A 20871-nucleotide genomic window follows, 5' to 3' on the forward strand; every position below is an offset into this window, starting at 1 on the left:
GTCGGCTGTGTCTAAGAGACAGGGACGGGAGAGCCGGGAGGGGCTGTCCGAACAGCCGACCCGTACGCGGGAGAACGAGACGGCGTCGGCGCCCGCCGTGCACATGTCGACGCCGCCCGCTCGTGTCGGCAGATCACTTCGTGAGAGATCGCCAACTATCCGAGGAGCAGACCCGCGCCCAGGAGAATGAAGACGGCGCCCACGCCCGCCATCGCGTACTCCCATATCGCGCGCTCGCGGCCGTACAACACCAACTCGCGGGGATCTTCGGGGTCGTATCTGACGAGCACATGGCTGCCGTCGGCCAGAGGCTGACGCCTGGACGCGGGTACGGGGGAGCCGACCTCCATGACCTTGCCATCCTCGGTCGTGTACTGCAGTACAGGCCGTCGGTCGTCCTCGCCCGCGATCGGGCCGGTGCGCTTCACCAGCGCCCACACATCCACGCCCGCGCGGCCCAGTCGACGGATCCGGTGCAGACCGACGAGGCCCGTCAGCAGCGCTACCGCGCCACTCACGCCGGTGAATCCGGCCATCGCGATGACGGCTCCCTGCGGCATCCGTGGTCTCCCTCCGTTGTGCGGAGTCCGTCCTTGCACGGCGAGTGTCCATCGTGCACGGCGGCCTCAGCGCCGGGCGTGGCGGATCTTCAGCCGTCCGTACCCCATGACTCCAGAGATCCGGATCCTCGGCCCGCCCGGAAGAGTGGGCCGCCGGGGCTTGTATCTCGGGTCCTTCCACTCGGTGCGCAGATCCTCGATCTCGACGATCGCGTCGCGAGGCACCGTGATCCGGGCCCTGCCGTAAGGGAGTTGCAGCTCGATGTCGACGACAGGGTGCTCGAAGACCGCCCGGGACAGGTCCAGGTTCACCTTTCCGAATGCGGACTCGACCTTGAGGATCCGCGGTACCCGCCATGCGCCACGTCGCCGGATCCACCCGCCGGCGGCGACAATCGTGGACGTGGTGGCAGGCTTCTCCGCCGGGAGCGAGGCCATGGCCGACACGAGATCGACGTGCGTCGTGACGGTGAGAGCCCGGTGGAGGAGTCCGTCCATCTCCTTGTGCGAGATGTGTCCTTCGGCGTACGCCTCCTGCAGGCGCTGCACGGCCGTGTCGCGGTCGGCTTCGCTGATCCGTGGCGGCGGGTCTTCCGGCAGGGACGTCACCGTTTCACTGTAGTGCGGCGCCGGCGGTGCGAACGTGCCGAGGCCCGCAGTGGGCAATGCATCCGAGGGGGAGGCCGACCGCTCGACAACATGGCCTTGACCGTCCGACCCGCCGAACCCAAGTGGTCGTAGCACTGCCTCGCTCACGCGCGGGAGTTCGGCCGGGCCGCGCACTGCGGCTGAGCGCGCCGACCGCGAGCCGAACTCCATGGCCGCGGCGTGGAGTTCGGCTGAAGCGGCCGGTCGATTGTCAGCCCCCCTGCCCGTCTGCCGGTGCCTTCAGCAGCCGCTCCAGCTCGTCCCCGGCTTCGTCGTACCCGGCGTCGGAGATCCGTTGCAGCTCGCGCAGGTCGCCGGTCGCCACCGCGCGTCGGGTGAGCAGGAACCCGGCGCGCATGGATCCCTCGTCCAACAGCTCGCGCAGCTCTCCGAGGTCGCCGGCCGCGTCGACGAGGTCGGCCAGCCGGTCCAGGGCGGTCTCGTTGCCCTCGTCGGCCAGCTCGCGCAAGGTCTCCCGGTCGATGTTCGTGTTCGCCATGCCCCCATGCTGCAGCCCTGCCCCAGGGGAAAGGTCAAGTGGGACGATGGCCGGGTGATCACGATCGGACAGTTGGCCAAGTATGTCGGGGTGTCGACCAAGACCATCCGCGTGTACCACGACAAGGGGCTGCTGCCCGAACCCGACCGTGATGCGTCCGGCTACCGGCGGTACGGCGCGAGCGACGCCATCGACCTGATCAAGATCCGCACGCTCGCCGAGGCCGGCGTTCCCCTGGCCCGGATCCGGGACCTGCGGTCGGCGACCGACGAGGAGTTCCAGCAGGCACTGCGCGAGATCGATGACGACCTCACCGCCCGCATCCATGGCCTGCGGGCAACGCGGGGTCGCCTGCGCGGTCTCGCAGCCGGGCAGTTGGCACCGCTGCCAGCCGAGGTCGGTGCCCACTTGGAGCGCCTTGTCGGCTGGGGATTCACTCCTCGATGGGTGGACCTGCAACGCGACCTGTGGATCCTCGTGTTCGCCACCCACCCGGACCACGCGATCACCCTGTTCCACGATCAGGCCCTGACCCTGGCCGACCCGGCGCTACGGCGGCTCTTCCTCGACTACGACCGCGCGCACGACCTCGACCCCGACGATCCCCGCATCGACGACCTCGCCCGCCGGATCGCCGAGGCGCATCGGGAACGCTACGGACCTGTCGAAGCGCCCCATCTGGATACAGTCTCCGAGATCCCGGCGCTGATCCAGGGCACGGTCAATGCCTCGTCACCGGGGTGGCAGCGACTCGACGCACTCATCCGCGCAGAACTGGACGCGTAACTCGACGTGCACGTTGGCAGGTTCGGGCGGCGTGCGGATATCAGTCAGTGCTCTCTCGCGATGTCAGGAAAGTCCCGACTCCCGTAGGACCGCCAGTGCCGTCTCGTCGTCGATGCGTCGGCCCAGTCGGTCGAGGACGTCTGCTCCCTGGCGGAGCGTTCCGCGTTCCAAGGAGCGGCGGACGCCCGTGTCCAGTTCGTGCCAGAGCAGGGGGTTGGCGGCGAGGACGCGGGGGTCGAGTTCCAGGCTGTGACCGTGGACGTCCCGCAGGACCAGGTGGGAGGAGACGCCCTCGTACTGTCGTACGGCTGCCAGCGCGTCCGTGTGGACCATGTGCCGGCGCCAAGGGGTGCGTACCGCCAGCCAGCCGGGGCCCGCACTCACGCGCTGCGGGATGAGGACAACGCATACGGCTGCCGACATGGTGACCCAGAGCAGGGCTCGGAGTGGCGTCAGACTTCCGGCGTCCCAGTCGACCAGCAGGCTCATGGCGCAGAACAGCAGGGCGCAGTTCACCGCGAGCCGGGCGCTGCCACGCCAGTGACGGTCGCTGGCTTGGACCACCGGTCTGCTGTGCCTCATGGCGCTGACGCTAGGCGCGCCTGTGCACTTGAGTGACCGGCGCTTACGGGCCCCTGACGGCGTACCGGCGAATCTTGACGGGATCCTGACGGCGAGGGCCGCTCAGCCGGTGTGGACGCGCGGTCGGCGGGCCCGGTCCGGTTCCGCCTCGCGCAGGACCTCGCGGGTGACCGGGGCGACCTCGCCCTGGCCGAAGAGGAAGAAGCGCAGGAAGTTGGCGAAGGGCCCGCCCTCGGTCCACTCGAAGTAGATGTGCGGGATGCAGCCTGTCGTGTCGCGGACGTGCAGGAGGAGCGCGGCCAGGGCGTTGGGGATGGAGGAGGACTCCAGGGTCAGCACCCGGTAGCGGTTGTGGAGCACCTCGCCGCGCACGGTGAGGCCCGCCTCGAACTCGGAGGCGTCGAGGACCGTCACCTCGACGAAGACGAAGTCCTCCTGCTCGGGCAGGTCGTTGTCGTTGCGGATCTGTTCGATCTTGTCCCGGTACTCGGCCTTGTCGCGCCGGTCGGGCTCGTTGGCGAGGAAACGGATCTTGCGGCTGGAGATGTCCCGGACGAACCGTTCCGCCATGGGGTCCAACTGCACGCTGGTGACGCGGAGTTCGAAGGCACGGGCCAGCCGGGACAGCAGGGAGACCAGGATGATGCCGGCGATGAAGCAGGCGCCGATCTTGACGCCGTCGGGGCGCTCGACGACGTTCGCCCCGGTGACGTAGAGGAGGACCGCCGAGACGACGGCGAAGCCGATGGTCAAGCCCTGCTGTCCGGCGCGGCGAGCGGCAATGGTCACCGCGATCGCCGCCGAGGACATCAGCACCAGCACGCCGGTGGCGTAGGCGCCGCCCTGGGCGTCCACGTTCGCGTCGAAGATCCAGGTGACCAGGAAGCCGATCAGGGTGAAGACGATCACCATCGGGCGGACGGCGCGGGCCCAGTGCGGGGCCATGCCGTAGCGGGGGAGGTAGCGCGGCATGAGGTTGAGCAGGCCGGCCATCGCGGAGGCGCCTGCGAACCACAGGATGGCGATCGTCGAGACGTCGTAGACCGTGCCGAAGGCGCCGCCCAGATACTGGTGCGCCAGATAGGCCAGGGCGCGGCCGTTGGCCCGGCCGCCGGACTCGAACTCCTTCTCCGGGATCAGCCATGTGGTGATGAAGCTGGTCGCGATCAGGAAGACGCTCATGATGAGCGCGGCGGCGGTGAGCAGTTTCTTGGTGTCGCGGATACGCCCCTTGGGGTTCTCCTCCGTGTCGCTGTCGTCGCCCTTCACATGGGGCATGACGGCGACCCCGGTCTCGAAGCCGGACAGGCCGAGTGCCAGCTTGGGGAAGACCAGCAGGGACACACCGATCATCGCGAACACGTTTCCGTGCTCGGCTGTCAATGCGCTCGACCAGTCGGTGACCACATGGCTCGCGGCACCGACGTGCCACAGGCCGACGATCACGACCACGACGTTCAGCGCGAGGTAGACGGCCACGAGGACGACCGCGACGCCGATGGCCTCCAGGAAGCCCTTGAGGAACACCGCGCCGAGCAGGGCCACGAGGACGAGGGTGATCAGCAGCTGCTTGTCGTGCAGGGTGCTGGTCAGGTGCGGGTTCTCGACCAGGTGGGTTGAGGCGTCGGCGGCCGACAGGGTGATGGTGATCAGGAAGTCGGTCGCGGCGAACCCGAGCAGGGTGAGGACGAACAGCTTGCCCTTCCAGAAGGACAGCAGCCGCTCCAGCATCGCGATGGAGCCCTCGCCGTGCGGGCTCTCCTCGGCCACCCGGCGGTAGACCGGCAGGGCGCCGGCCAGCGTGACCACGACGAGCACGATGGTCGCGATCGGGGAGAGCAGGCCGGCCGCGAGGGCGGCGATGCCGGGCTGGTAGCCGAGGGTGGAGAAGTAGTCGACACCGGTCAGGCACATCACCCGCCACCAGCGTTGGCCCTTGTGCGGGGGCTCCGGTTCGGCATGGGGTCCGGTGTGGCCGCCGGTCCTGCCCATGTCGGACAGGCCCTCCAGCATCCACGCACGCATACGACGCGGTGGGTGTTCGGTGGCGACCATCAGCGTGCTCCTGGTGCGCGGGTCGGTGTGGGGTTCCGGCCATCACGCGGACGGTGGCACCAGCGTAGGCAGAGAGTGACGCCTGAGCACACGGGGAGAGCGCTGCACGAGCGTTAGGACTCCGTTAAGAGCGGCTGGTGCGTGCCGATGGAACATCGGGACTGGGAGGTCAGGGCCGGACACCCAACGTCATTTCGTTGGGGGGTCGGCTACCCGCGGCCGGGCGGAACGCCTCAAGAGGTTCCGCCCGGCCGCAGGGGTATGTCAGGACTCAGACGCGGGTTGGGGTGGCGGCTTGCCGGGCCTCGCGGATGCAGGTGTCGAGGATGTCGATCGCGGTGTCGACGTCGGCGTCGCTGTGGTCGGCCATGGCCTGCATGCGGAAGCGGGCCGCGTCGGAGGCGACCGCCGGCTGCTCGACGAGGTGGGCGACGAGGCCGGCGCGGGCGATGAGACCGGAGGCCGTACGGCCGGTGGGGGTGTCGCCGATGAGGACCGGGACGACCGGGCAGACCACGTCGCCCATGACCTCCAGACCGCGGGCGGTCAGCCCCTCCCGCAGGCGGGTGGCGACGGCCGCGACCGCCGCCCGCCGCCGGGCACCCTCGGGCGAGTTCACGATGGACAGGGACGCGAGGGCCACCGCGGTCTGTACGGGGGTGATGGCGCTGGAGAAGGTCTGCGGGCCGCCGAACATCCGCACGAACTCCCGAGCTGAGGCCGACGGGGTCGCCAGGAATCCGCCGGTGGTGGCGAACGTCTTCGAGAACGCCCCGACCACGAAGTCGACCTCGCCGAGGATGCCGTGCACCTCCAGCTGGCCGCCGCCGGACTCGCCCATGGCACCGAAGTCATGGGCGACGTCGACCATCAGCTGGGCGCCGAACTCGCGGCAGATGCCCAGCAGTTCGGCCAGTTGCGGGGTGTCGGAGTCCATGGAGAAGACGCCCTCGGTGACGACGAGGACGGCGTTGGTGGTGTCGGTGGCGCGGATGCCGGCCAGGTGGCGTCGTACGGCGTCGTTGTCGAGGTGCCGGAAGAACTCCACGGTCGCCCCGCTGGCGGCGGCGCCCTGGCGCAGCGAGTCGTGGGAGAGCTTGTCGAGCAGGATGTGGTCGCGGCGGTGCATCAAGGCCCGGATGGTGCCGAAGCCGGACGCCCAGCCGGTGGGGAAGAGTGCCACGTGCTCGGTGCGCAGGGCCTCGGCGAGACCGGCTTCCAGCGCCCTGCTGATGGGGGTCGCGCCGCCCAGGGCGGGGGAGCCGGCGGTGAGGGGGCCGTAGTCGCGCAGGGCTTGGTGGGCGGCGTCGAGGATCGCGGGGTGGCCGGTGAGGGACAGGTAGTCCTGGCCGCCGAAGTTGGGGCCTTCGGTGATCACGCCGGTGTCGGAGACGACGGTGGCGCGGGTGGTCAGGGCGGTGTCGTAGCGGCGGAAGTAGGGCCACAGGTCCGCCTGTTGGCGGTCGAGCTGCCAGGCCAGGTAGGCGTCGTTGCGGGTGGTCAGATCCGGTCCGGACACCACGCGGAACCGCATGATGTCCTTCTCGCGGGCATCGGCCTGTCGGCCGTCGTCCGGCCCGGCCTGTGTGGGGGTGGCGGGCACAGTGGTCGTCATGTTCTGCGTCTTCTCCTGTGAAGAGGGAGGTGCAGGCCCGCGCCCTGGCGGATCTCGCCGGGTCGGTGGGCCCACGGTGACGCTATGGCGCTGAGCCCTGGGGCAGAGTCCGTACTGACGGCTTCTTGATCGAATGGGAGCGCTTTCTAACGCCGGGCTGACGCGGGGGAGTTCCGACACCTTCATCGATGCCTCCCGGAAGCCGTACGGCAGGGGCGGGCGAGAAGCGAGAGCAACGCTGCTCCTCGTCGCCCACCCCTCGGCAGACGGCGTTCCGTCAGTGCTGGCCGGCCTTGCCTCCGTGGTTGGCCTTCTTCTTGCGACGCGCCTTCTTCTTGCGGGCACGCTTGGACACGGACCTCAACTCTCCTTCGGGGAAGGGTGGTTCAGGCTGCGCTGCGGCCGACCAGCAGGTCCGCCAGCTTGTTCAGACGCTTGACGGTGCGGTCCTCGGTCGCGGCCGGGGCTGGTTCGATGCGGGCGTCGCGGTCGTAGTAGGCGCCGTTGACGATCTCGACGGCCGGGTCGCACAGCCGGACCACGTGCGCGGCGCCCTTGGCAGGCGACATGCCCTCGTGCGAGTACAGCGGCAGCATCGCCGTGTCGCAGACGCCGGGGTGCACGGAGACGGCGGTGACACGCGGGTCGGCCGCGAAGACCGTCAGGGCCAGTTGGGACTGGGCGTAGGCGGCGAGCCGGGAGTAGCGGCGGGTGCGGTTGGGGTCGGACCACTGGATGGAGCCCGTGCGGTGCAGGGCCGAGGAGACGTTGACCACGCGGCCGCCGGGGTCGCTGGTGAGCGCCGGCTCCAGCAGACAGGTGAGCAGGTAGTGGGCGAGGAAGTTGACCTGGAAGGCGATCTCGTTGCCGTCGGCGGTGACGGTGTGCCGTTCGGGGGCGGCGATGCCGGCGTTGTTGACGAGCACGTCCAGGTGCGGATGCTCGGTGACGACTGTGCGGGCGAGGGTCTCGACCTCGTCGAGGCGGGCGAAGTCGGCTGCGTACGGGCGGAGTTGGTCTCCCGTGATGCCCGCCGTGGCGATGAGCGCGTCGGTTGCGGCGCGGGCGTCCTCGGCGGTACGGCCGTGCAGCAGCACGGTGGCGCCGCGCTCGGCCAGATGCCGGGCGGTCTCGTAGCCGATGCCGGCGGTGGCGCCGGTGACGAGCACGGTGCGGGACGAAAGAGCGGAGTCGGACATGATCCAATCCAGGGTTGATGGCACGCGAACGAGGCCCAGGCGAGGGGCGGTTGGCGTGCGGATGCGAAAACGGGCGGGGCGCCGGACAGAAGTCACGGCGCCCCGGAGGGATGCGGAACGCGTCAGTGGGACACGGACGCGGGCATTTCCGCACAGCGCGGCGCAGGACTGGACGGCCGAGCGGGACTCGGCGGCCGGTCGAAGAGGAGCCAGGCGCTGTTCACGTCATCCATGGAAGCCGTCCCGCAGACTGCGGGCAAGCCCGATCGCCGTACTCTGACGGGCTTCTGACGTGCGCATACGTGTCCTTGACAGCCGGGCCCGAGCGGCAGCGGGCGGGGTTCAGCCAAGGCCCGGCACCCCCGAGATCAACAGGTCGATCAGCTTGATGCCGAGGAAGGGCAGCACCAGCCCGCCGAGTCCGTACAGCAGCAGGTTGCGGCGCAGCAGGTCGTGCGCCGATGAGGGCGTGTAGCGCACCCCGCGCAGCGCGAGCGGGATCAGTCCGACGATGATCAGCGCGTTGAAGATGATCGCCGAGGTGATCGCGGATGTGGGGCTGTGCAGGCCCATCACGTTCAGCGACCCGAGGCCCGGATACGCGCCCGCGAACATCGCCGGGATGATCGCGAAGTACTTCGCGACGTCGTTGGTGATGGAGAACGTCGTCAACGCGCCCCGGGTGATGAGGAGTTGCTTGCCGATCTCGACGATCTCGATGAGCTTGGTCGGGTTCGAGTCGAGGTCGATCATGTTGCCGGCCTCCTTCGCGGCCGACGTGCCCGTGTTCATCGCCACGCCGACGTCCGCTTGCGCGAGGGCCGGGGCGTCGTTGGTGCCGTCACCGGTCATCGCGACCAGCTTGCCGCCGGCCTGCTCCCGCTTGATCAGGGCGAGTTTGTCTTCGGGGGTCGCCTCGGCCAAGTAGTCGTCCACGCCCGCCTCTTGGGCGATGGCGCGGGCGGTGAGCGGGTTGTCGCCGGTGATCATGACGGTGCGGATGCCCATGCGGCGCAGTTCCGCGAAGCGTTCGTGGATGCCGTCCTTGACGACGTCCTTGAGGTGGATCAGGCCCAGGACGCGCGGCCCGTCCCAGTCGTGCACGGCTACCAGCAGGGGAGTACCGCCGGAGGCGGCCACCGAGTCGGCGAAGTGCCGTGCCTCGGGCGGGACTTGTCCGCCGTACATCTGCGCCCAGTCGATCACCTGCTGGGCGGCGCCCTTGCGGATGGCGCACACGGCTCCGTTGTCCCAGCACAGGTCGACCCCGCTCATGCGGGTCTGTGCGCTGAAGGCGACCCAGCGGGCGTTCATCAACTCGCCTTCGGCGGGGGCCCGTAGGCCGTACCCGTTCTTGGCGAGGACGACGACCGAGCGGCCCTCGGGTGTCTCGTCGGCCAGTGAGGAGAGTTGTGCGGCGTCCGCGAGTTGTCGCTCGTCGATGCCGGGCAGCGGGACGAACGCGACGGCCTCGCGGTTGCCGAGGGTGATGGTGCCGGTCTTGTCGAGCAGCAGGGTGTTCACGTCACCGGCCGCCTCGACGGCCCGTCCCGACATGGCGACCACGTTGCGCTGCACCAGCCGGTCCATGCCGGCGATGCCGATCGCGGACAGCAGGGCGCCGATCGTCGTCGGGATGAGCGTGACGAGCAGGGCGACGAGGACCGTCGTCGACTGGGCGGCGTCGGCGTACTCGGCCATCGGCTGGAGCGTGACCACGACCAGCAGGAAGATGATCGTGAGCGACGCCAACAGGATGTTCAGGGCGATCTCGTTCGGGGTCTTCTGCCGGTTCGCGCCCTCGACCAGGGCGATCATCCGGTCCAGGAAGCTGTGGCCGGGGCGGGCGCTGACCCGCACCACGATCCGGTCGGACAGGACCGTCGTACCGCCCGTGACGCCGCTGCGGTCGCCGCCCGCCTCCCGGATCACGGGCGCCGACTCACCAGTGACCGCCGACTCGTCGACCGCGGCGACGCCGTCGACCACGTCGCCGTCGGCCGGGATCATCTCGCCCGCCTCGACGAGCACGACGTCCAGCGGCTTCAGATCGGTGGCCGCGACCGCCTCGGTGCGGGCGCTGCGCAGGTTGGTACCCCAACGCCAGTCGAGCAGCCGCAGCGCCACCGTGTCCGTACGCGCCCTGCGCAGCGACTCGGCCTGCGCCTTGCCGCGGCCCTCGGCGACGGCTTCGGCGAGGTTGGCGAAGACGACCGTCAGCCACAGCCAGGCGCTGATCACCCAGGTGAAGACGGCGGGGTGGAGCAGCGCGGACAGCGTGGTCAGCGCGGCGCCTACGGACACCACGAAGAGCACGGGGTTCTTGACCAGGGTTCGTGGGTGCAGTTTGCGGAGGGCCTCGGGGAAGGAGCGGACGAGCTGGGCCGGTTCGAAGAGCCCGCTTCGGGCACGGCGTTCCGTTCCTCCTCCTGGTCCGGATCCCGAGGTGCGCTGGGGGCGGGACGGCGGGGCCTGCTCGGGCGCAGTGGGATGCATGAGACCTTCGTGGCTCGGCACCGGCACGCGTCAGGGCATGCCGGCGGACTGGTCGGTGGGCGGGAAAGCGGCCACGGGACCGTGTGGTGCCGGGGCCCCGGCACCACACGGCGCTGCGCGGACGTTGGCACGGGAAGGCGCCGGGACGCCACACGCCGGTGCCTGCCGTTCGGTGGCACACACCAGGCCGCCGTGAGCCGCTCTTCGGAGTGGTGACTCCGGAGCGGGTGAGGCGAGGCCGTTGACGCCCCGGCCTCGGCGGCGGACCACAGGAATCTATCCGCGGCCATCGGCCGAACAACCCTGCTCAGCAAGGAATTTGCGGCTTTCATACGGGTCCGGCGCGAGCGCCGTCAAGGTCCCGTCAAACAAACCTGGCCAGCCGTCAGGAGGGTGTCAACGCAGTCCGTCCATGGCGTGATCCGGTCGCAGACTGATCGGCAACGGGGGGCGGAGTGACCGTCCTTGGCATGGCGGGGGAGGGACCGTGACCATCACGGCCGGTACATCGCACAGACCTCAGCCGGAGGCCGGTGCGCAGCCATCGCAGCCGGCGGTCACCCCGCCAGGGGGTAGCCCCGGACCGCAGCGACACGAGGCGTCGCGGACGGGCGGTCCGGGGCAGCGCCCGGTGCAGCAGACCGTGGCCGCGTGGGCCGCTCTGCGCCGCCGCTACTGGGCCCACGTGCCCGCGCGGCTGCGCCTCCTGCGCGCGGCCACGGTCCTGCTCGCCACCACCCTGGCGCTGCTGCTGACGTTCGCCGGACTCGCCGCTATGGGCACCTGGAACAGCGTGGCCGACCGCGACGCGCCCCGAACCACCAGCGCGGCCGACCTCGATCTCGCCCTCAACGACATGGACGCGCAGGCCGCCAACATCCTGCTGTCCAACGGCGACGCGGGCAAAGGGCGCCTGCAGACGCCGTACCAGAAGGCCGTCGGCTTCTACGGTGACGCCCGGGACGAGATCGGGCACGATCTGCGAACTCTCGCGGTCGCGGCCCAGGGCGATCGGAGCGACGAGAAGACGGTGGAGTCCCTCACCGACGGCTTCGCCGAGTACCAGGAGCTGATCGGCCGGGCCCTGGAGAACGACGGCCACCGCGGCGGCAAAGCGGCCGCGCTCGCCGACTACCGCAAGGCCACCGACCTTCTGCAGCAGCAACTCGTCCCGTCAGCACGGACGTTGGTGTCCTCCAACGACAAGGCGTTCGACGCGGAGTACAGCTCCGCCCGATCCACCCTGTCCTCCCAACTCATCGCCGTCATCGCGCTCGGTGTGCTGCTGCTGGTCGTGCTCGGAGCCCTGCAGTGGTATCTCGCCCGCAGGTTCGGGCGCAACCTCAACCCCGGCGTGCTGGCCGCCACCGTCTGCACTCTGCTCGCCGTGATCCTCGGCGCCCAACTGCTCACCTCCACGGCCGACGATCTGCGGGGAGCCCGGCGCGACGCCTTCGACTCCGTCGTCGCGCTGTCCCGCGCACGGGCCATCGCCTACGACGCCAACGCCGACGAGAGCCGTTATCTCCTGGACCCCGGGCGCCGCGAGCAGTACGCCGCCTCCTTCCTCGCCAAGTCGCAGGAGCTGTACGGCATCAAGGGCGCGACCCTCGCGACGTACGACGCGGAACTCGCCACCAGCTGGCAGGCGTACGAGTCCGACCACCAAGACCTGCGCTTCACGGGCGAGTTCCGGCGCGAGCTGGACAACATCACTTTCGTGGGGGAGCGGGTGGCGGCCGAGAAGACCGTGGAGACTTACGCCGTCTACCAACGCGACGACCGCAAGATCCGCGCGCTGCTGGCCGCGGGCAAGGAGGACCAGGCGGTCGAGTTCTGCATGGGCTGGGAACCGGGTACCTCCAACGCGCACTTCGGGACATGGATGGCCGCGCTGGACAAGGTGACCGACATCAACCGTGCCCACTTCACGGCCTCGACCGACGCGGGCCGCTCGGCGGTCACCGGCCTGCTTCCCTGGGCGGGAGGGCTGTTGCTCACCGCGATGGCTCTCACGGCTCTCGGACTACGGCCAAGGCTGGCTGAGTTCCGTTAGGGGCGAGGTCCGGCGGGGCCTGCCGAGACGGAGGGCTGGAAGCGCCCCTTTTAGGGGCGCGGGGCTGTATCAATATGCGGCTCCGCCGCGTGGGCGCGACCAGCCACGACGTGGCCGCACCCAACCAACGACCTCTCCCGGCACCCCCAGCGGACCCTCACACATCCGCCAGCCGTGTCTCCTCCAGGTCCAGGGACCGCTGCAGCCGGCGCCGGGTGGTGTCGCTGATGGCGTGGCCGTCGTAGAGGCGCTGGAGTTCGCCCGTCTCGACGGTGATCAGGTCGCGGCGCAGTTGACGGTAGACCAGGTCGGCGGACTCGGTCGCGGCCGTCTCGCTGTCGCTGTCCTGCTCCGCGAGGCGGTCGCGGGCGTCGTCGAGGCGGGCGGCCAGGCCGCGGCGGAGCCGGTCGAGGACGACGTCCGGTACGACCTCCAGCTCGGCCAGTTCCTCCAGGCGGGCCAGTCCCGCGTGGGCGAGGTGGGAGCGGGCCTCGGCCTCCTCGCGCGCGGTGTGGGCGGGCTCCAGGGCGATGCCGGCGCGGTGGACGACGGGGGCGAGGGTGAAGCCCTGCACGACGAGGGTGACGACCACGACCGAGGTGGTCAGGACGAGGACGAGCGGCCGTTCTGCGAGGGCGGTGCCGTTCTGTGCGACCTCGGGGATGGACAGGGCGGCGGCCAACGGCATGACCCCTCGGGTGCCCGCCCAGGTCAGGACCACGGGGATCCGCCAGTTCATGCGGGTGATGCCGCCCTTGCGCTGCACTACCGCCGACAGCGGGGCCAGCCACAGCATGCGCACGGCGATCAGCGTGCCCGCCACCGCGAGCGCGTACAGCGGCCAGGCACCGTCGCCGTCGGCCAGTGCCCGCACCTGCGCGGGCAGGGCAAGACCGATGAGCGAGAACACCACGCTCTCCAGCAGGAACACCACCGTGCCGTAGACGGCGTGCAGTTGGAGCCGGATGCGAGCGTTGGTGAGACGGTCGCCCCGGCCGCCCAGGACCACGCCGGCCACCACGCACGAAGTCACGCCCGAGGTGTGCGCCGCCTCCGCCAGCAGGTAAGCCGCGTACGGGGTGACCAGGGCGATCACCGTCTCCAGGACCGGGTCCTCGGTGCGTCGCCGGATCAGGGCGATCACGCCGGCCACCGCCGCGCCGATCAGTGTGCCGCCGCCGGCCAGGAGCAGGAACTCGCCGCCCGCCGCGCCCCAGTTGGCGGCAGTGGACGCCACGGCGATACCCGCCGCCACCCGGACCAGCACCAGGGAGGTCGCGTCGTTGAAGAGACTCTCCGCCTGCACGAGGACCTGGACCTTCGGCGGCAGGGCGAGGCGTCTGCCCAGCGCGGTGACGGCGACCGGGTCAGTGCTGGCCAGGATCGCGCCCAGCACGAACGCCATCTGCCACGACAGCGGCGTCACCAGCGCCGCCACGGCGCCGACCGCCGCCGCGGACGCCAGAACCAGGCCGATGGAGAGGATCCCGACCGGTTTCCACACCGCCCGCAGCTCACGCCAGGGCATTTCCTCCGCGGAGGCGTAGAGCAGCGGCGGGAGTACCACGAGGCCGATGATCTCGGGGCTGATCTCGATCTGAGGGGTGCCCGGCAGCAGCGCCACGCCGAGGCCGGCGACCACGAGCAGGGAGGGGGCCGGGATGCGCCACCGGCGCGCGAAGGTGGCCACCATCGTGGCGAGGACCACGAGGGCGAGAACCGTACCTACGCTGCGCATGCCGCCTCCTGGAACTACGAGGAGAGCCGCTTTGGCTCCCCTGCCGACCAGGCTTCCCGGCACACCGCTTTCACCCTATCCGCTGCAGGTCACGTCAAGGCAGTGTCAAGGTCCGCGGGACCGGCGCCAAGGAAGCGCTAACACGCGTACCTCCCGGCCTCCAGAGGGGCTTCCTTAGGAACAGCCCCCTTCATGAGAGGGGGAGTTGATGTTGAACCAGTGATTCAGTGATCCAGTGATGGAGCGCGTCGGCGGCGATGAGTGACGTACGGCCCGGACGACTGAAGGTCTACCTCGGGGCAGCCCCCGGAGTCGGCAAGACCTACCGCATGCTCGACGAAGGACGGCGCCGCGCCGCCCGTGGGGCGGACGTGGCGGTGGGATTCGCCGAGTGCCACGGCCGCCCCGGTACGGAGGCGATGCTCGACGGCCTGGAGGTCGTCCCCCGTGCCCGCTGCTCCTACCGTGGCGGACACTTCCAGGAGATGGACCTGGCCGCGGTCCTCGCCCGCCGCCCGCAGGTCGCGATCGTCGACGAGTTCGCCCACAGCAACGTCCCGGGCGACGGCCGCAACGCCAAGCGCTGGCAGGACATCGAGACACTGCTCGACGCAGGCATCGACGTCGTCACCGCGCTGAACGTGCAGCATCTGGCCTCACTCAACGACGTGGTCGAGAAGATCACCGGGGTGCCGCAGCACGAGACGGTGCCCGACGAGGTCGTACGGCGTGCCCATCAGGTCGAGTTGGTCGACATGCCGCCCGAGGGGCTGCGGCGGCGCATGGCGCACGGCAACATCTACACGCCGGAGAAGATCGACGCGGCCCTCGCCAACTACTTCCGGCCCGGGAACCTCACCGCCCTGCGGCAGTTGGCGCTGCTGTGGGTCGCCGACCGGGTCGACGAGGCCCTGCACACCTATCGCGCCGAGCACGGCATCGGCGGGGTGTGGGAGACCCGGGAGCGCGTGGTCGTCGCGCTGACCGGCGGCCCCGAGGGCGACACGTTGATCCGGCGGGCCGCCCGTATCGCCGACCGGTCCGTTGGCGGTGATCTGCTCGCCGTGCACGTGGCCCGCAGCGACGGACTCGCCGCAGGGGTGTCCCATGCCTCGCTCGCCCGGCAGCGCAGGCTCGTCGAGGACCTCGGCGGCAGCTACCACTCGGTGGTCGGCGACGGAGTCGCCACCGCCCTGGTCGAGTTCGCCCGCACCGAGAACGCCACCCAACTCGTCCTCGGTACCAGCCGCCGGGGCCGTCTGGAACGGTTCCTGACCGGGCCCGGCACGGGTGAGACCGTGACGGAGCTGTCCGGTGACATCGACGTACACCGGGTCACGCACGAGCGGGCCGGGCGCGGCACGCTGCTGCCGTCCCGGCGCCGTACCCTCTCGACGGCACGGCTAATTGCCGGGCCCGTAGCGGGACTTGTGCTGCCGGTGCTGCTCACTGTCTGCCTCGCGCAGGTGCGCGGCACGGTCAACCTCACCAGCGAGGCCCTGCTGTTCCTGCTCGCCGTGGTCGGGGTCGCCTGCATAGGCGGCGTCACCTCGGCGGTCATCGCGTCGTTGACGGCGTCGCTGCTGCTCAACTACTGGTTCATCCCGCCCATCGGCCAGTTCACCCTGGACGACCCCAACGCCCTGCTTGCACTGGGGGTGTTCACGGTGGTGGCGGCGACCGTGGCGGCCGTCGTGGACCGTTCCCTACGACTGTCCCGGCGCTCGGCGCGTGCCACCGCCGAGGCGGAGACGATGTCGTCCCTCGCGGGCAGCATCGTGCGCGGCGGCGCGACCATTCCGGCGCTGCTGGAGCGCACGCGGGAGACCTTCGGCATGGAGTCGGCGGAGCTCGTGGACGAGCCGCCCGACGCCAACGGCGTGACAACCGTGCCGGCCGGTCCCGGCGCGTATCTCGTCCTGTCCGGCCGCACTCTGTCGTCCTCCGAGCGGCGGGTGCTGGCGGCCTTCGCCGCGCACGTCGGCTCCGCCGTCGAACGGGCCCAACTCGCCGAAGCAGCCGCCGAGATCGAGCCGGTGAAGGCCGCCGACCGGATGCGTACGGCGCTGCTGCGGGCCGTAGGACACGACCTGCGCACGCCGCTCGCCGCGGGCTGGGCCGCGGTCACCTCGCTGCGCAGCCGGGACGTCGAGTTCTCCGCCGAGGACCGCGACGAGCTCCTCGCCACCGCCGACGAGTCCATGGCCAAACTCAACCGGCTGGTGGAGAACCTCCTTGACCTCAGTCGCCTGGAGGCCGGTGTCCTCACCCTGAACCTCCGCGCCACCACGCTTGAGGAGGTGCTCCCCATGGCGCTCGCGGACACCACCGGCATCGAAGTGACGGACACACAGGAGATTCCGGCGGTGCGGGCCGACCCACCGTTGCTGGAGCGCGTGATCGCCAACCTGGTCGCGAACGCCGCCCGCCACACGCCTCCGGGACAGAAGGCGCTGGTGACCGCCAGTGCACTGGCCGGCCGGGTCGAATTGCGTGTGGTGGACCGGGGTCCCGGTCTGCCCGCCGACAGCCGGGAGCGGCTCTTCGAGCCGTTCCAGCGGCTCGGCGACACGGACAACACCACCGGACTCGGCCTCGGGCTGGCCCTCGCCCGCGGCCTGACCGAGGCGATGAACGGCACCCTCACTCCCGAGGACACTCCCGGCGGCGGTCTGACGATGGTCGTGTCCCTGCCCTTCGCCGAACAGACCGAGCAGACCGGACGGACCGAATCGTCGGAGTACCCGCACCCCCAGGGTGCGCAGAGCGTAGGAGGTGTCTGATGAGCACCGAGACCGGCACATGGCGGCTGTTGCACCGCACGCAGGGAGCGCGCGTCGCGTCGACGGGTGCCTGGCCGCTGCGGGACCGGCTCGCCCTGGCGGTGGGCCTGACCGCCCCGTTCCTGGTGGCCCTCGCGCTCGTTCCGTTCCGCACGGACCTGTCCCACACCAACGCCGCCCTCATCCTCGTCGTGGTGGTCGTCGCGGTCGCCGCGCTGGGCAGCCGTACGGTGGGCGCGCTCGCGGCGCTGTCCGCGGCAGCGTGGTTCGACTTCTTCCTCACCCGGCCGTACGAGACGTTCGACATCACCGCGTCCGCCGACGTCGAGACGACGGTGCTCCTGCTGCTCGTCGGCGTCATCGTGTCCCAACTGGCCGCCCGCGCACGCCGCTTGGAGGTCATCACGGTGACCGACGCGGATCACCTGTCCCGTATCCACCGCACTGCTTCCCTCGCCCAGTCGGCCAACTCCGCGGACACCGTGGTCGACCACGTGCGCCGTGAGCTGACCGACCTGCTCGGTCTGCGCACGTGCCGCTTCGAGTACGGCACCCTCATCGGCCGCCCGCCCCGGCTGCTGAAGGACGGCAGCGTGACGGGGACGAGCGCCTGGCCGCAGGACGAGATCGAGCTGCGGACCTACGGCAACGGTCACTACCTCGGCCGCTTCATGCTCACCGCCGGCCCGGGCCCCGTACCCCCGCTCCAGGCACGCCTGGTGGCGGTCACCCTGGCCGATCAGACGGGCGCGGCGCTGGGCACGGCGGGGCCGGTGCGGGAGGGCTGACAGCGGTGGCTACTCCAGGCCGGAGACCCTGAACACGGACTCGGCGGTCTCGCGGTCGACGCGCTCCGAGACACGGCGCAGCGCGGTCGCCCCGCACACCAGCGTGCCGACCGCCGCCGACTTCCGAGCGTCCTCGTCGAGGCGGTACCACAGCTGGGGATTGGTCACGAGGACGTCCGGGTCGATCTCGACGCGTCCACCGAACGCGTCCCGCAGCAGGAGCCGTTGCGAGATCCCGTCCAGGCAGCGGACGGACACCAGCAGATCCGTACGGACCCGGTGTTCCCGCAGTAGCCGACGCGAGGACAACCAGCCCTCGCCGGCGGACACCCGGGCGGGACACAACGCGACGAACAGCAGCCCTGCCAGGCCCAGCCACAGCGCGGCACGCAACGGATCGAGCCGACCGGTACCCCAGTCGAGCAGGAGGAGCAGGACGAGCAGCACGCCCGCGCAGCGGACGGAACTCCACACCTCCTGCGTCCACTGCAGGCCATTGCTCGCCCCACCGGGTTTCTCTCCGTGTGCGTCGACCGGTTCGTGTCGCGCGTCGTCGCGGCGTCCCATACCGGTGACGGTAGAGATCCGGAGAACCCGATCGGCACACTTTGATGAGCCTCTGACGGATATCCGCTACTTCTTGACGCCCTGACCGCGGTACATGGGAGTCTCAGCGGCGGAACGGCAGTTGCGCAGGTCACACGGCCGTCAAGGTCCCGTCAAGGTCTGGCCCCTCGGTGCGAAGATGCCGCAAGGAGCGGTCGGAAGCGACGGGATTCGGACAGAACCTGGAGTGCACCGCGCACTCTTCAGCCCCCTGTGCGTGGCCCTGGAAGAAGGAGCACGCACCCATGTCCGTCCTGACGACCGAGCCGGACGCCGTCCCCGCCGGTGAGGAACCACCGGATACCGGCGAACGCCATCGCCTGACCACGTTCACCGGCCTCGCCGCGCTGTCACTGGACGCCATGGCGTCGGTGGCCTACGGCCCCGAGGCGATCGTCCTCGTCCTGGCCGCCGCGGGTGGGCACGGCCTCGGCTTCACGCTCCCGGTGACGCTGGCCATCGCGGGCCTGCTGGCGGTGCTGGTCGCCTCGTACCGGCAGGTGATCGCCGCGTTCCCCGACGGCGGCGGGTCGTACGCCGTCGCGAAGACGCACCTGGGCGCCCGTACGAGCCTGGTCGCGGCGGCCTCTCTGGTGCTGGACTACGTCCTCAACGTGGCTGTCGCCGTCACGGCCGGCGTAGCCGCCCTGACCTCAGCCTTCCCGTCCCTCTACGACGACCGGCTGTGGCTCTGTCTGGCGGTCCTCGCCCTGATCACGGGCGTGAATCTGCGGGGCATCGTGGAGTCGGCGAGGGCGTTCATCGTGCCGACGGTCGTCTTCGTCGGCTCCATCTTCGTCCTCATAGCGGTGGGCTTGTTCGGGTCCGAGCCGGTGAGCACCGCCACCGCGGCGGGACACGCCTCGGCGCTCGCGGACAACGCCTCCACGGTGGGCGCACTGCTGTTGCTGAAAGCTTTCGCCTCCGGTTGCGCCGCACTGACCGGAGTGGAGGCCATCGCCAACGCCGTCCCGTCCTTCCGCCGCCCGCGCGTCAAGCGTGCGCAGCGCGCGGAGGTAGCCCTCGGGGCGGTGCTCGGCGTGATGCTGATCGGTCTGTCGGTCCTGATCTCCCGCTTCCACCTCCAGCCGGTCCAGGGAGTCACCGTCCTCGCCCAGCTCGCGGACGCGTCCCTCGGCCACAACTGGGCTTTCTACGTCATCCAGTTCGCCACGATGATCCTGCTGGCGCTCTCCGCCAACACGTCCTTCGGCGGCCTGCCGGTGCTGCTGAAGCTGCTGGCCCGGGACAACTACGCGCCGCACGTGTTCGCGCTGAAGGCCGACCGCCAGGTGCACCGGCACGGAGTGCTCGCCCTGGCCGTGGTCTCGGCCGCGTTGCTGGTGTTCTCCGGTGGTGACACCAACACCCTGGTGCCGCTGTTCGCCATCGGTGTCTTCGTCGGCTTCACCATCGCCCAGGTGGGCATGGTCAGACACTGGCGGTTGGAGCGCGGACCCGGCTGGAGGGGCAAGGCGCTGCTCAACGGGTTCGGCGCCGTCCTCACCGGCATCGCGACCGTCGTCGTCACGGCGTCGAAGTTCGAGGAGGGCGCCTGGCTGATCGTGATCGCCCTGCCCCTGCTGGTGCTCGCCTTCGAGACCGTCCACCGCGCTTACCGACGGATCGGTGAACGACTCGGCCTCGGCCGCATCCCCGAGCACCCGCACCGCGACCGCTCGGTGGTGATCGTGCCGGTCTCCTCGCTGTCCCGGCTCACCTCGGAGGCCCTGACCGCGGCAGCCTCCCTCGGCGACGAGGTCCGTGCGGTCACCGTCTGCTACCCCGACCCGGAGGACCGGGCCCAGATGCATGCCCTGGAGCGCGCGTGGGCGGAGTGGGATCCGGGCGTCCCGCTGGTCCGGCTGACGTGCGAGCGTCGCTCGCTGGGCCGCCCTATCGCCGCCTACGTCCGCGAGGTGTCGGCTTCGGAGCCGGCCACGCGCGTCACCGTTCTCATCCCGGAGACCGAGCCGGAGAGGCTGTGGCAGCGGCTGCTGCAGAACCAACGGGGCGCCGTCGTCGCGCACGCGGTGCGCCAGGAGACCGACGCCGTGATCTGCAGGCTGCGCTTCCGGCTGTCCTGACGCCGCCTGACGCGCCTTGCAGCGGCTCCTTGCCACAGGTCGGCGCAGGTGCCGTAAGAGTTGCGTCAAAGGTGTACGACACGCCGTAAGGGACCCGTCAACGGCGCTCGAATCCGGCCAGAGACGGGGTTTCCTCTATTCGTCCGATCCGCTCGCGGACGATTCGCCTGCGGATTCCAGAACCTCCTCTAGGAGCTCGCGATGGCCGATCTGGCCTTCGTCGTCACCACGATCGCGGTCTTCGCGTTGGTGGCCCTCGTCGCCAAGGGGGTGACGAAGCTGTGACCGCCGAGAACATTGTCGGCCTCGTCGTGGCCGTCGCCCTGCTGGGCTATCTCGTCCTCGCCCTGATCTTCCCGGAGAGGTTCTGAGC

17 protein-coding genes are annotated in these 20871 nt (G+C 70.3%); 6 read left to right on the forward strand and 11 right to left on the reverse strand.

Features of this window, described 5'->3' with window-relative positions:
• Nucleotides 1-155: 155 nt before the first annotated feature.
• The 3 genes from ACNFOC_RS22925 to ACNFOC_RS22935 all read right to left on the reverse strand — a co-directional run bounded on the left by ACNFOC_RS22925 (nt 156) and on the right by ACNFOC_RS22935 (nt 1707).
• Complete coding sequence (locus tag ACNFOC_RS22925) at nt 156-560, reverse strand: DUF3592 domain-containing protein (protein WP_416960974.1); 405 nt, start codon at nt 558-560, stop codon at nt 156-158.
• A 66-nt stretch (nt 561-626) separates the two neighbouring features.
• Nucleotides 627-1169 carry a DUF1707 SHOCT-like domain-containing protein gene (locus ACNFOC_RS22930; protein WP_416960975.1) on the reverse strand — a complete coding sequence of 181 codons (543 nt, stop codon included), beginning with the start codon at nt 1167-1169 and terminating at the stop codon, nt 627-629.
• A 250-nt stretch (nt 1170-1419) separates the two neighbouring features.
• The gene (locus ACNFOC_RS22935) at nt 1420-1707 is read right to left on the reverse strand and encodes a hypothetical protein (RefSeq protein ID WP_416960976.1); all 288 of its coding nucleotides are present in this window, start codon (nt 1705-1707) and stop codon (nt 1420-1422) included.
• 54 nt (nt 1708-1761) lie between these two features.
• On the opposite strand from ACNFOC_RS22935, the gene ACNFOC_RS22940 reads away from it, so the two are divergent.
• Nucleotides 1762-2493 (forward strand): MerR family transcriptional regulator, encoded by a 732-nt coding sequence (locus ACNFOC_RS22940; RefSeq protein ID WP_416960977.1) that lies wholly within the window; start codon nt 1762-1764, stop codon nt 2491-2493.
• Nucleotides 2494-2556: 63 nt separating this feature from the next.
• Here the strand turns inward: ACNFOC_RS22940 and ACNFOC_RS22945 are convergent, their stop codons facing one another.
• The 6 genes from ACNFOC_RS22945 to kdpB all read right to left on the reverse strand — a co-directional run bounded on the left by ACNFOC_RS22945 (nt 2557) and on the right by kdpB (nt 10440).
• A complete protein-coding gene (locus ACNFOC_RS22945) occupies nt 2557-3075 on the reverse strand; it encodes a hypothetical protein (RefSeq protein WP_416960978.1) in 519 nt (172 codons plus the stop codon).
• Nucleotides 3076-3177: 102 nt separating this feature from the next.
• On the reverse strand, nt 3178-5130 hold the full coding sequence (locus tag ACNFOC_RS22950) for an APC family permease (RefSeq protein WP_416960979.1): 1953 nt from the start codon (nt 5128-5130) through the stop codon (nt 3178-3180).
• A gap of 271 nt (nt 5131-5401) precedes the next feature.
• Nucleotides 5402-6745, reverse strand: coding sequence for an aminotransferase class I/II-fold pyridoxal phosphate-dependent enzyme (locus ACNFOC_RS22955; RefSeq protein WP_416960980.1), 1344 nt, complete (start codon nt 6743-6745; stop codon nt 5402-5404).
• Nucleotides 6746-7022: 277 nt separating this feature from the next.
• Entirely contained in the window at nt 7023-7100 is a 78-nt protein-coding gene (locus ACNFOC_RS56075) for a 50S ribosomal protein bL37 (protein ID WP_521985193.1), read from the reverse strand.
• 31 nt (nt 7101-7131) lie between these two features.
• Complete coding sequence (locus ACNFOC_RS22960) at nt 7132-7944, reverse strand: SDR family NAD(P)-dependent oxidoreductase (RefSeq protein ID WP_416960981.1); 813 nt, start codon at nt 7942-7944, stop codon at nt 7132-7134.
• Between the two features lie 342 nt (nt 7945-8286).
• Nucleotides 8287-10440 carry a potassium-transporting ATPase subunit KdpB gene (kdpB, locus tag ACNFOC_RS22965; protein WP_416960982.1) on the reverse strand — a complete coding sequence of 718 codons (2154 nt, stop codon included), beginning with the start codon at nt 10438-10440 and terminating at the stop codon, nt 8287-8289.
• A gap of 631 nt (nt 10441-11071) precedes the next feature.
• On the opposite strand from kdpB, the gene ACNFOC_RS22970 reads away from it, so the two are divergent.
• Entirely contained in the window at nt 11072-12496 is a 1425-nt protein-coding gene (locus ACNFOC_RS22970) for a GlnX family signal transduction membrane protein (RefSeq protein WP_416960983.1), read from the forward strand.
• A gap of 157 nt (nt 12497-12653) precedes the next feature.
• Here ACNFOC_RS22970 and ACNFOC_RS22975 read toward each other — a convergent pair whose 3' ends face one another.
• Nucleotides 12654-14234, reverse strand: coding sequence for a Na+/H+ antiporter (locus tag ACNFOC_RS22975; RefSeq protein ID WP_416960984.1), 1581 nt, complete (start codon nt 14232-14234; stop codon nt 12654-12656).
• Between the two features lie 257 nt (nt 14235-14491).
• On the opposite strand from ACNFOC_RS22975, the gene ACNFOC_RS22980 reads away from it, so the two are divergent.
• Both ACNFOC_RS22980 and ACNFOC_RS22985 read left to right on the forward strand, forming a co-directional pair.
• Complete coding sequence (locus ACNFOC_RS22980; protein ID WP_416960985.1) at nt 14492-17017, forward strand: ATP-binding protein; 2526 nt, start codon at nt 14492-14494, stop codon at nt 17015-17017.
• Nucleotides 17017-17805: a DUF4118 domain-containing protein gene (locus ACNFOC_RS22985; RefSeq protein WP_416960986.1), complete on the forward strand. Its 789-nt coding sequence runs from the start codon at nt 17017-17019 to the stop codon at nt 17803-17805. Before ACNFOC_RS22980 ends, ACNFOC_RS22985 begins: the two co-directional genes overlap by 1 nt.
• 9 nt (nt 17806-17814) lie before the next feature.
• Here the strand turns inward: ACNFOC_RS22985 and ACNFOC_RS22990 are convergent, their stop codons facing one another.
• Nucleotides 17815-18372, reverse strand: coding sequence for a hypothetical protein (locus tag ACNFOC_RS22990; protein WP_416960987.1), 558 nt, complete (start codon nt 18370-18372; stop codon nt 17815-17817).
• Nucleotides 18373-18656: 284 nt separating this feature from the next.
• Here ACNFOC_RS22990 and ACNFOC_RS22995 point away from each other — a divergent pair, with 284 nt between their 5' ends.
• Both ACNFOC_RS22995 and kdpF read left to right on the forward strand, forming a co-directional pair.
• On the forward strand, nt 18657-20498 hold the full coding sequence (locus ACNFOC_RS22995) for an APC family permease (RefSeq protein WP_416960988.1): 1842 nt from the start codon (nt 18657-18659) through the stop codon (nt 20496-20498).
• Between the two features lie 281 nt (nt 20499-20779).
• Complete coding sequence (gene kdpF, locus ACNFOC_RS23000) at nt 20780-20869, forward strand: K(+)-transporting ATPase subunit F (RefSeq protein WP_016434100.1); 90 nt, start codon at nt 20780-20782, stop codon at nt 20867-20869.
• The last annotated feature ends 2 nt before the right edge of the window (nt 20870-20871 follow it).

Source organism: Streptomyces colwelliae (genome assembly GCF_048158785.1).
Taxonomy (GTDB): Bacteria; Actinomycetota; Actinomycetes; order Streptomycetales; family Streptomycetaceae; genus Streptomyces.

What these genes read in the sequence shown, in the direction of transcription:
- ACNFOC_RS22985 (WP_416960986.1), top strand. Translation starts at nt 17,017, where the DNA reads ATGAGCACCGAGACCGGCACATGGCGGCTGTTGCACCGCACGCAGGGA.
- ACNFOC_RS22980 (WP_416960985.1), top strand. Translation starts at nt 14,492, where the DNA reads ATGAGTGACGTACGGCCCGGACGACTGAAGGTCTACCTCGGGGCAGCC.
- ACNFOC_RS22945 (WP_416960978.1), bottom strand. Translation starts at nt 3,075, where the DNA reads ATGAGGCACAGCAGACCGGTGGTCCAAGCCAGCGACCGTCACTGGCGT.
- ACNFOC_RS22950 (WP_416960979.1), bottom strand. Translation starts at nt 5,130, where the DNA reads ATGGTCGCCACCGAACACCCACCGCGTCGTATGCGTGCGTGGATGCTG.
- ACNFOC_RS22975 (WP_416960984.1), bottom strand. Translation starts at nt 14,234, where the DNA reads ATGCGCAGCGTAGGTACGGTTCTCGCCCTCGTGGTCCTCGCCACGATG.
- ACNFOC_RS22955 (WP_416960980.1), bottom strand. Translation starts at nt 6,745, where the DNA reads ATGACGACCACTGTGCCCGCCACCCCCACACAGGCCGGGCCGGACGAC.
- ACNFOC_RS22990 (WP_416960987.1), bottom strand. Translation starts at nt 18,372, where the DNA reads ATGGGACGCCGCGACGACGCGCGACACGAACCGGTCGACGCACACGGA.
- ACNFOC_RS22995 (WP_416960988.1), top strand. Translation starts at nt 18,657, where the DNA reads ATGTCCGTCCTGACGACCGAGCCGGACGCCGTCCCCGCCGGTGAGGAA.
- ACNFOC_RS22925 (WP_416960974.1), bottom strand. Translation starts at nt 560, where the DNA reads ATGCCGCAGGGAGCCGTCATCGCGATGGCCGGATTCACCGGCGTGAGT.
- ACNFOC_RS22935 (WP_416960976.1), bottom strand. Translation starts at nt 1,707, where the DNA reads ATGGCGAACACGAACATCGACCGGGAGACCTTGCGCGAGCTGGCCGAC.
- kdpB (WP_416960982.1), bottom strand. Translation starts at nt 10,440, where the DNA reads ATGCATCCCACTGCGCCCGAGCAGGCCCCGCCGTCCCGCCCCCAGCGC.
- ACNFOC_RS22960 (WP_416960981.1), bottom strand. Translation starts at nt 7,944, where the DNA reads ATGTCCGACTCCGCTCTTTCGTCCCGCACCGTGCTCGTCACCGGCGCC.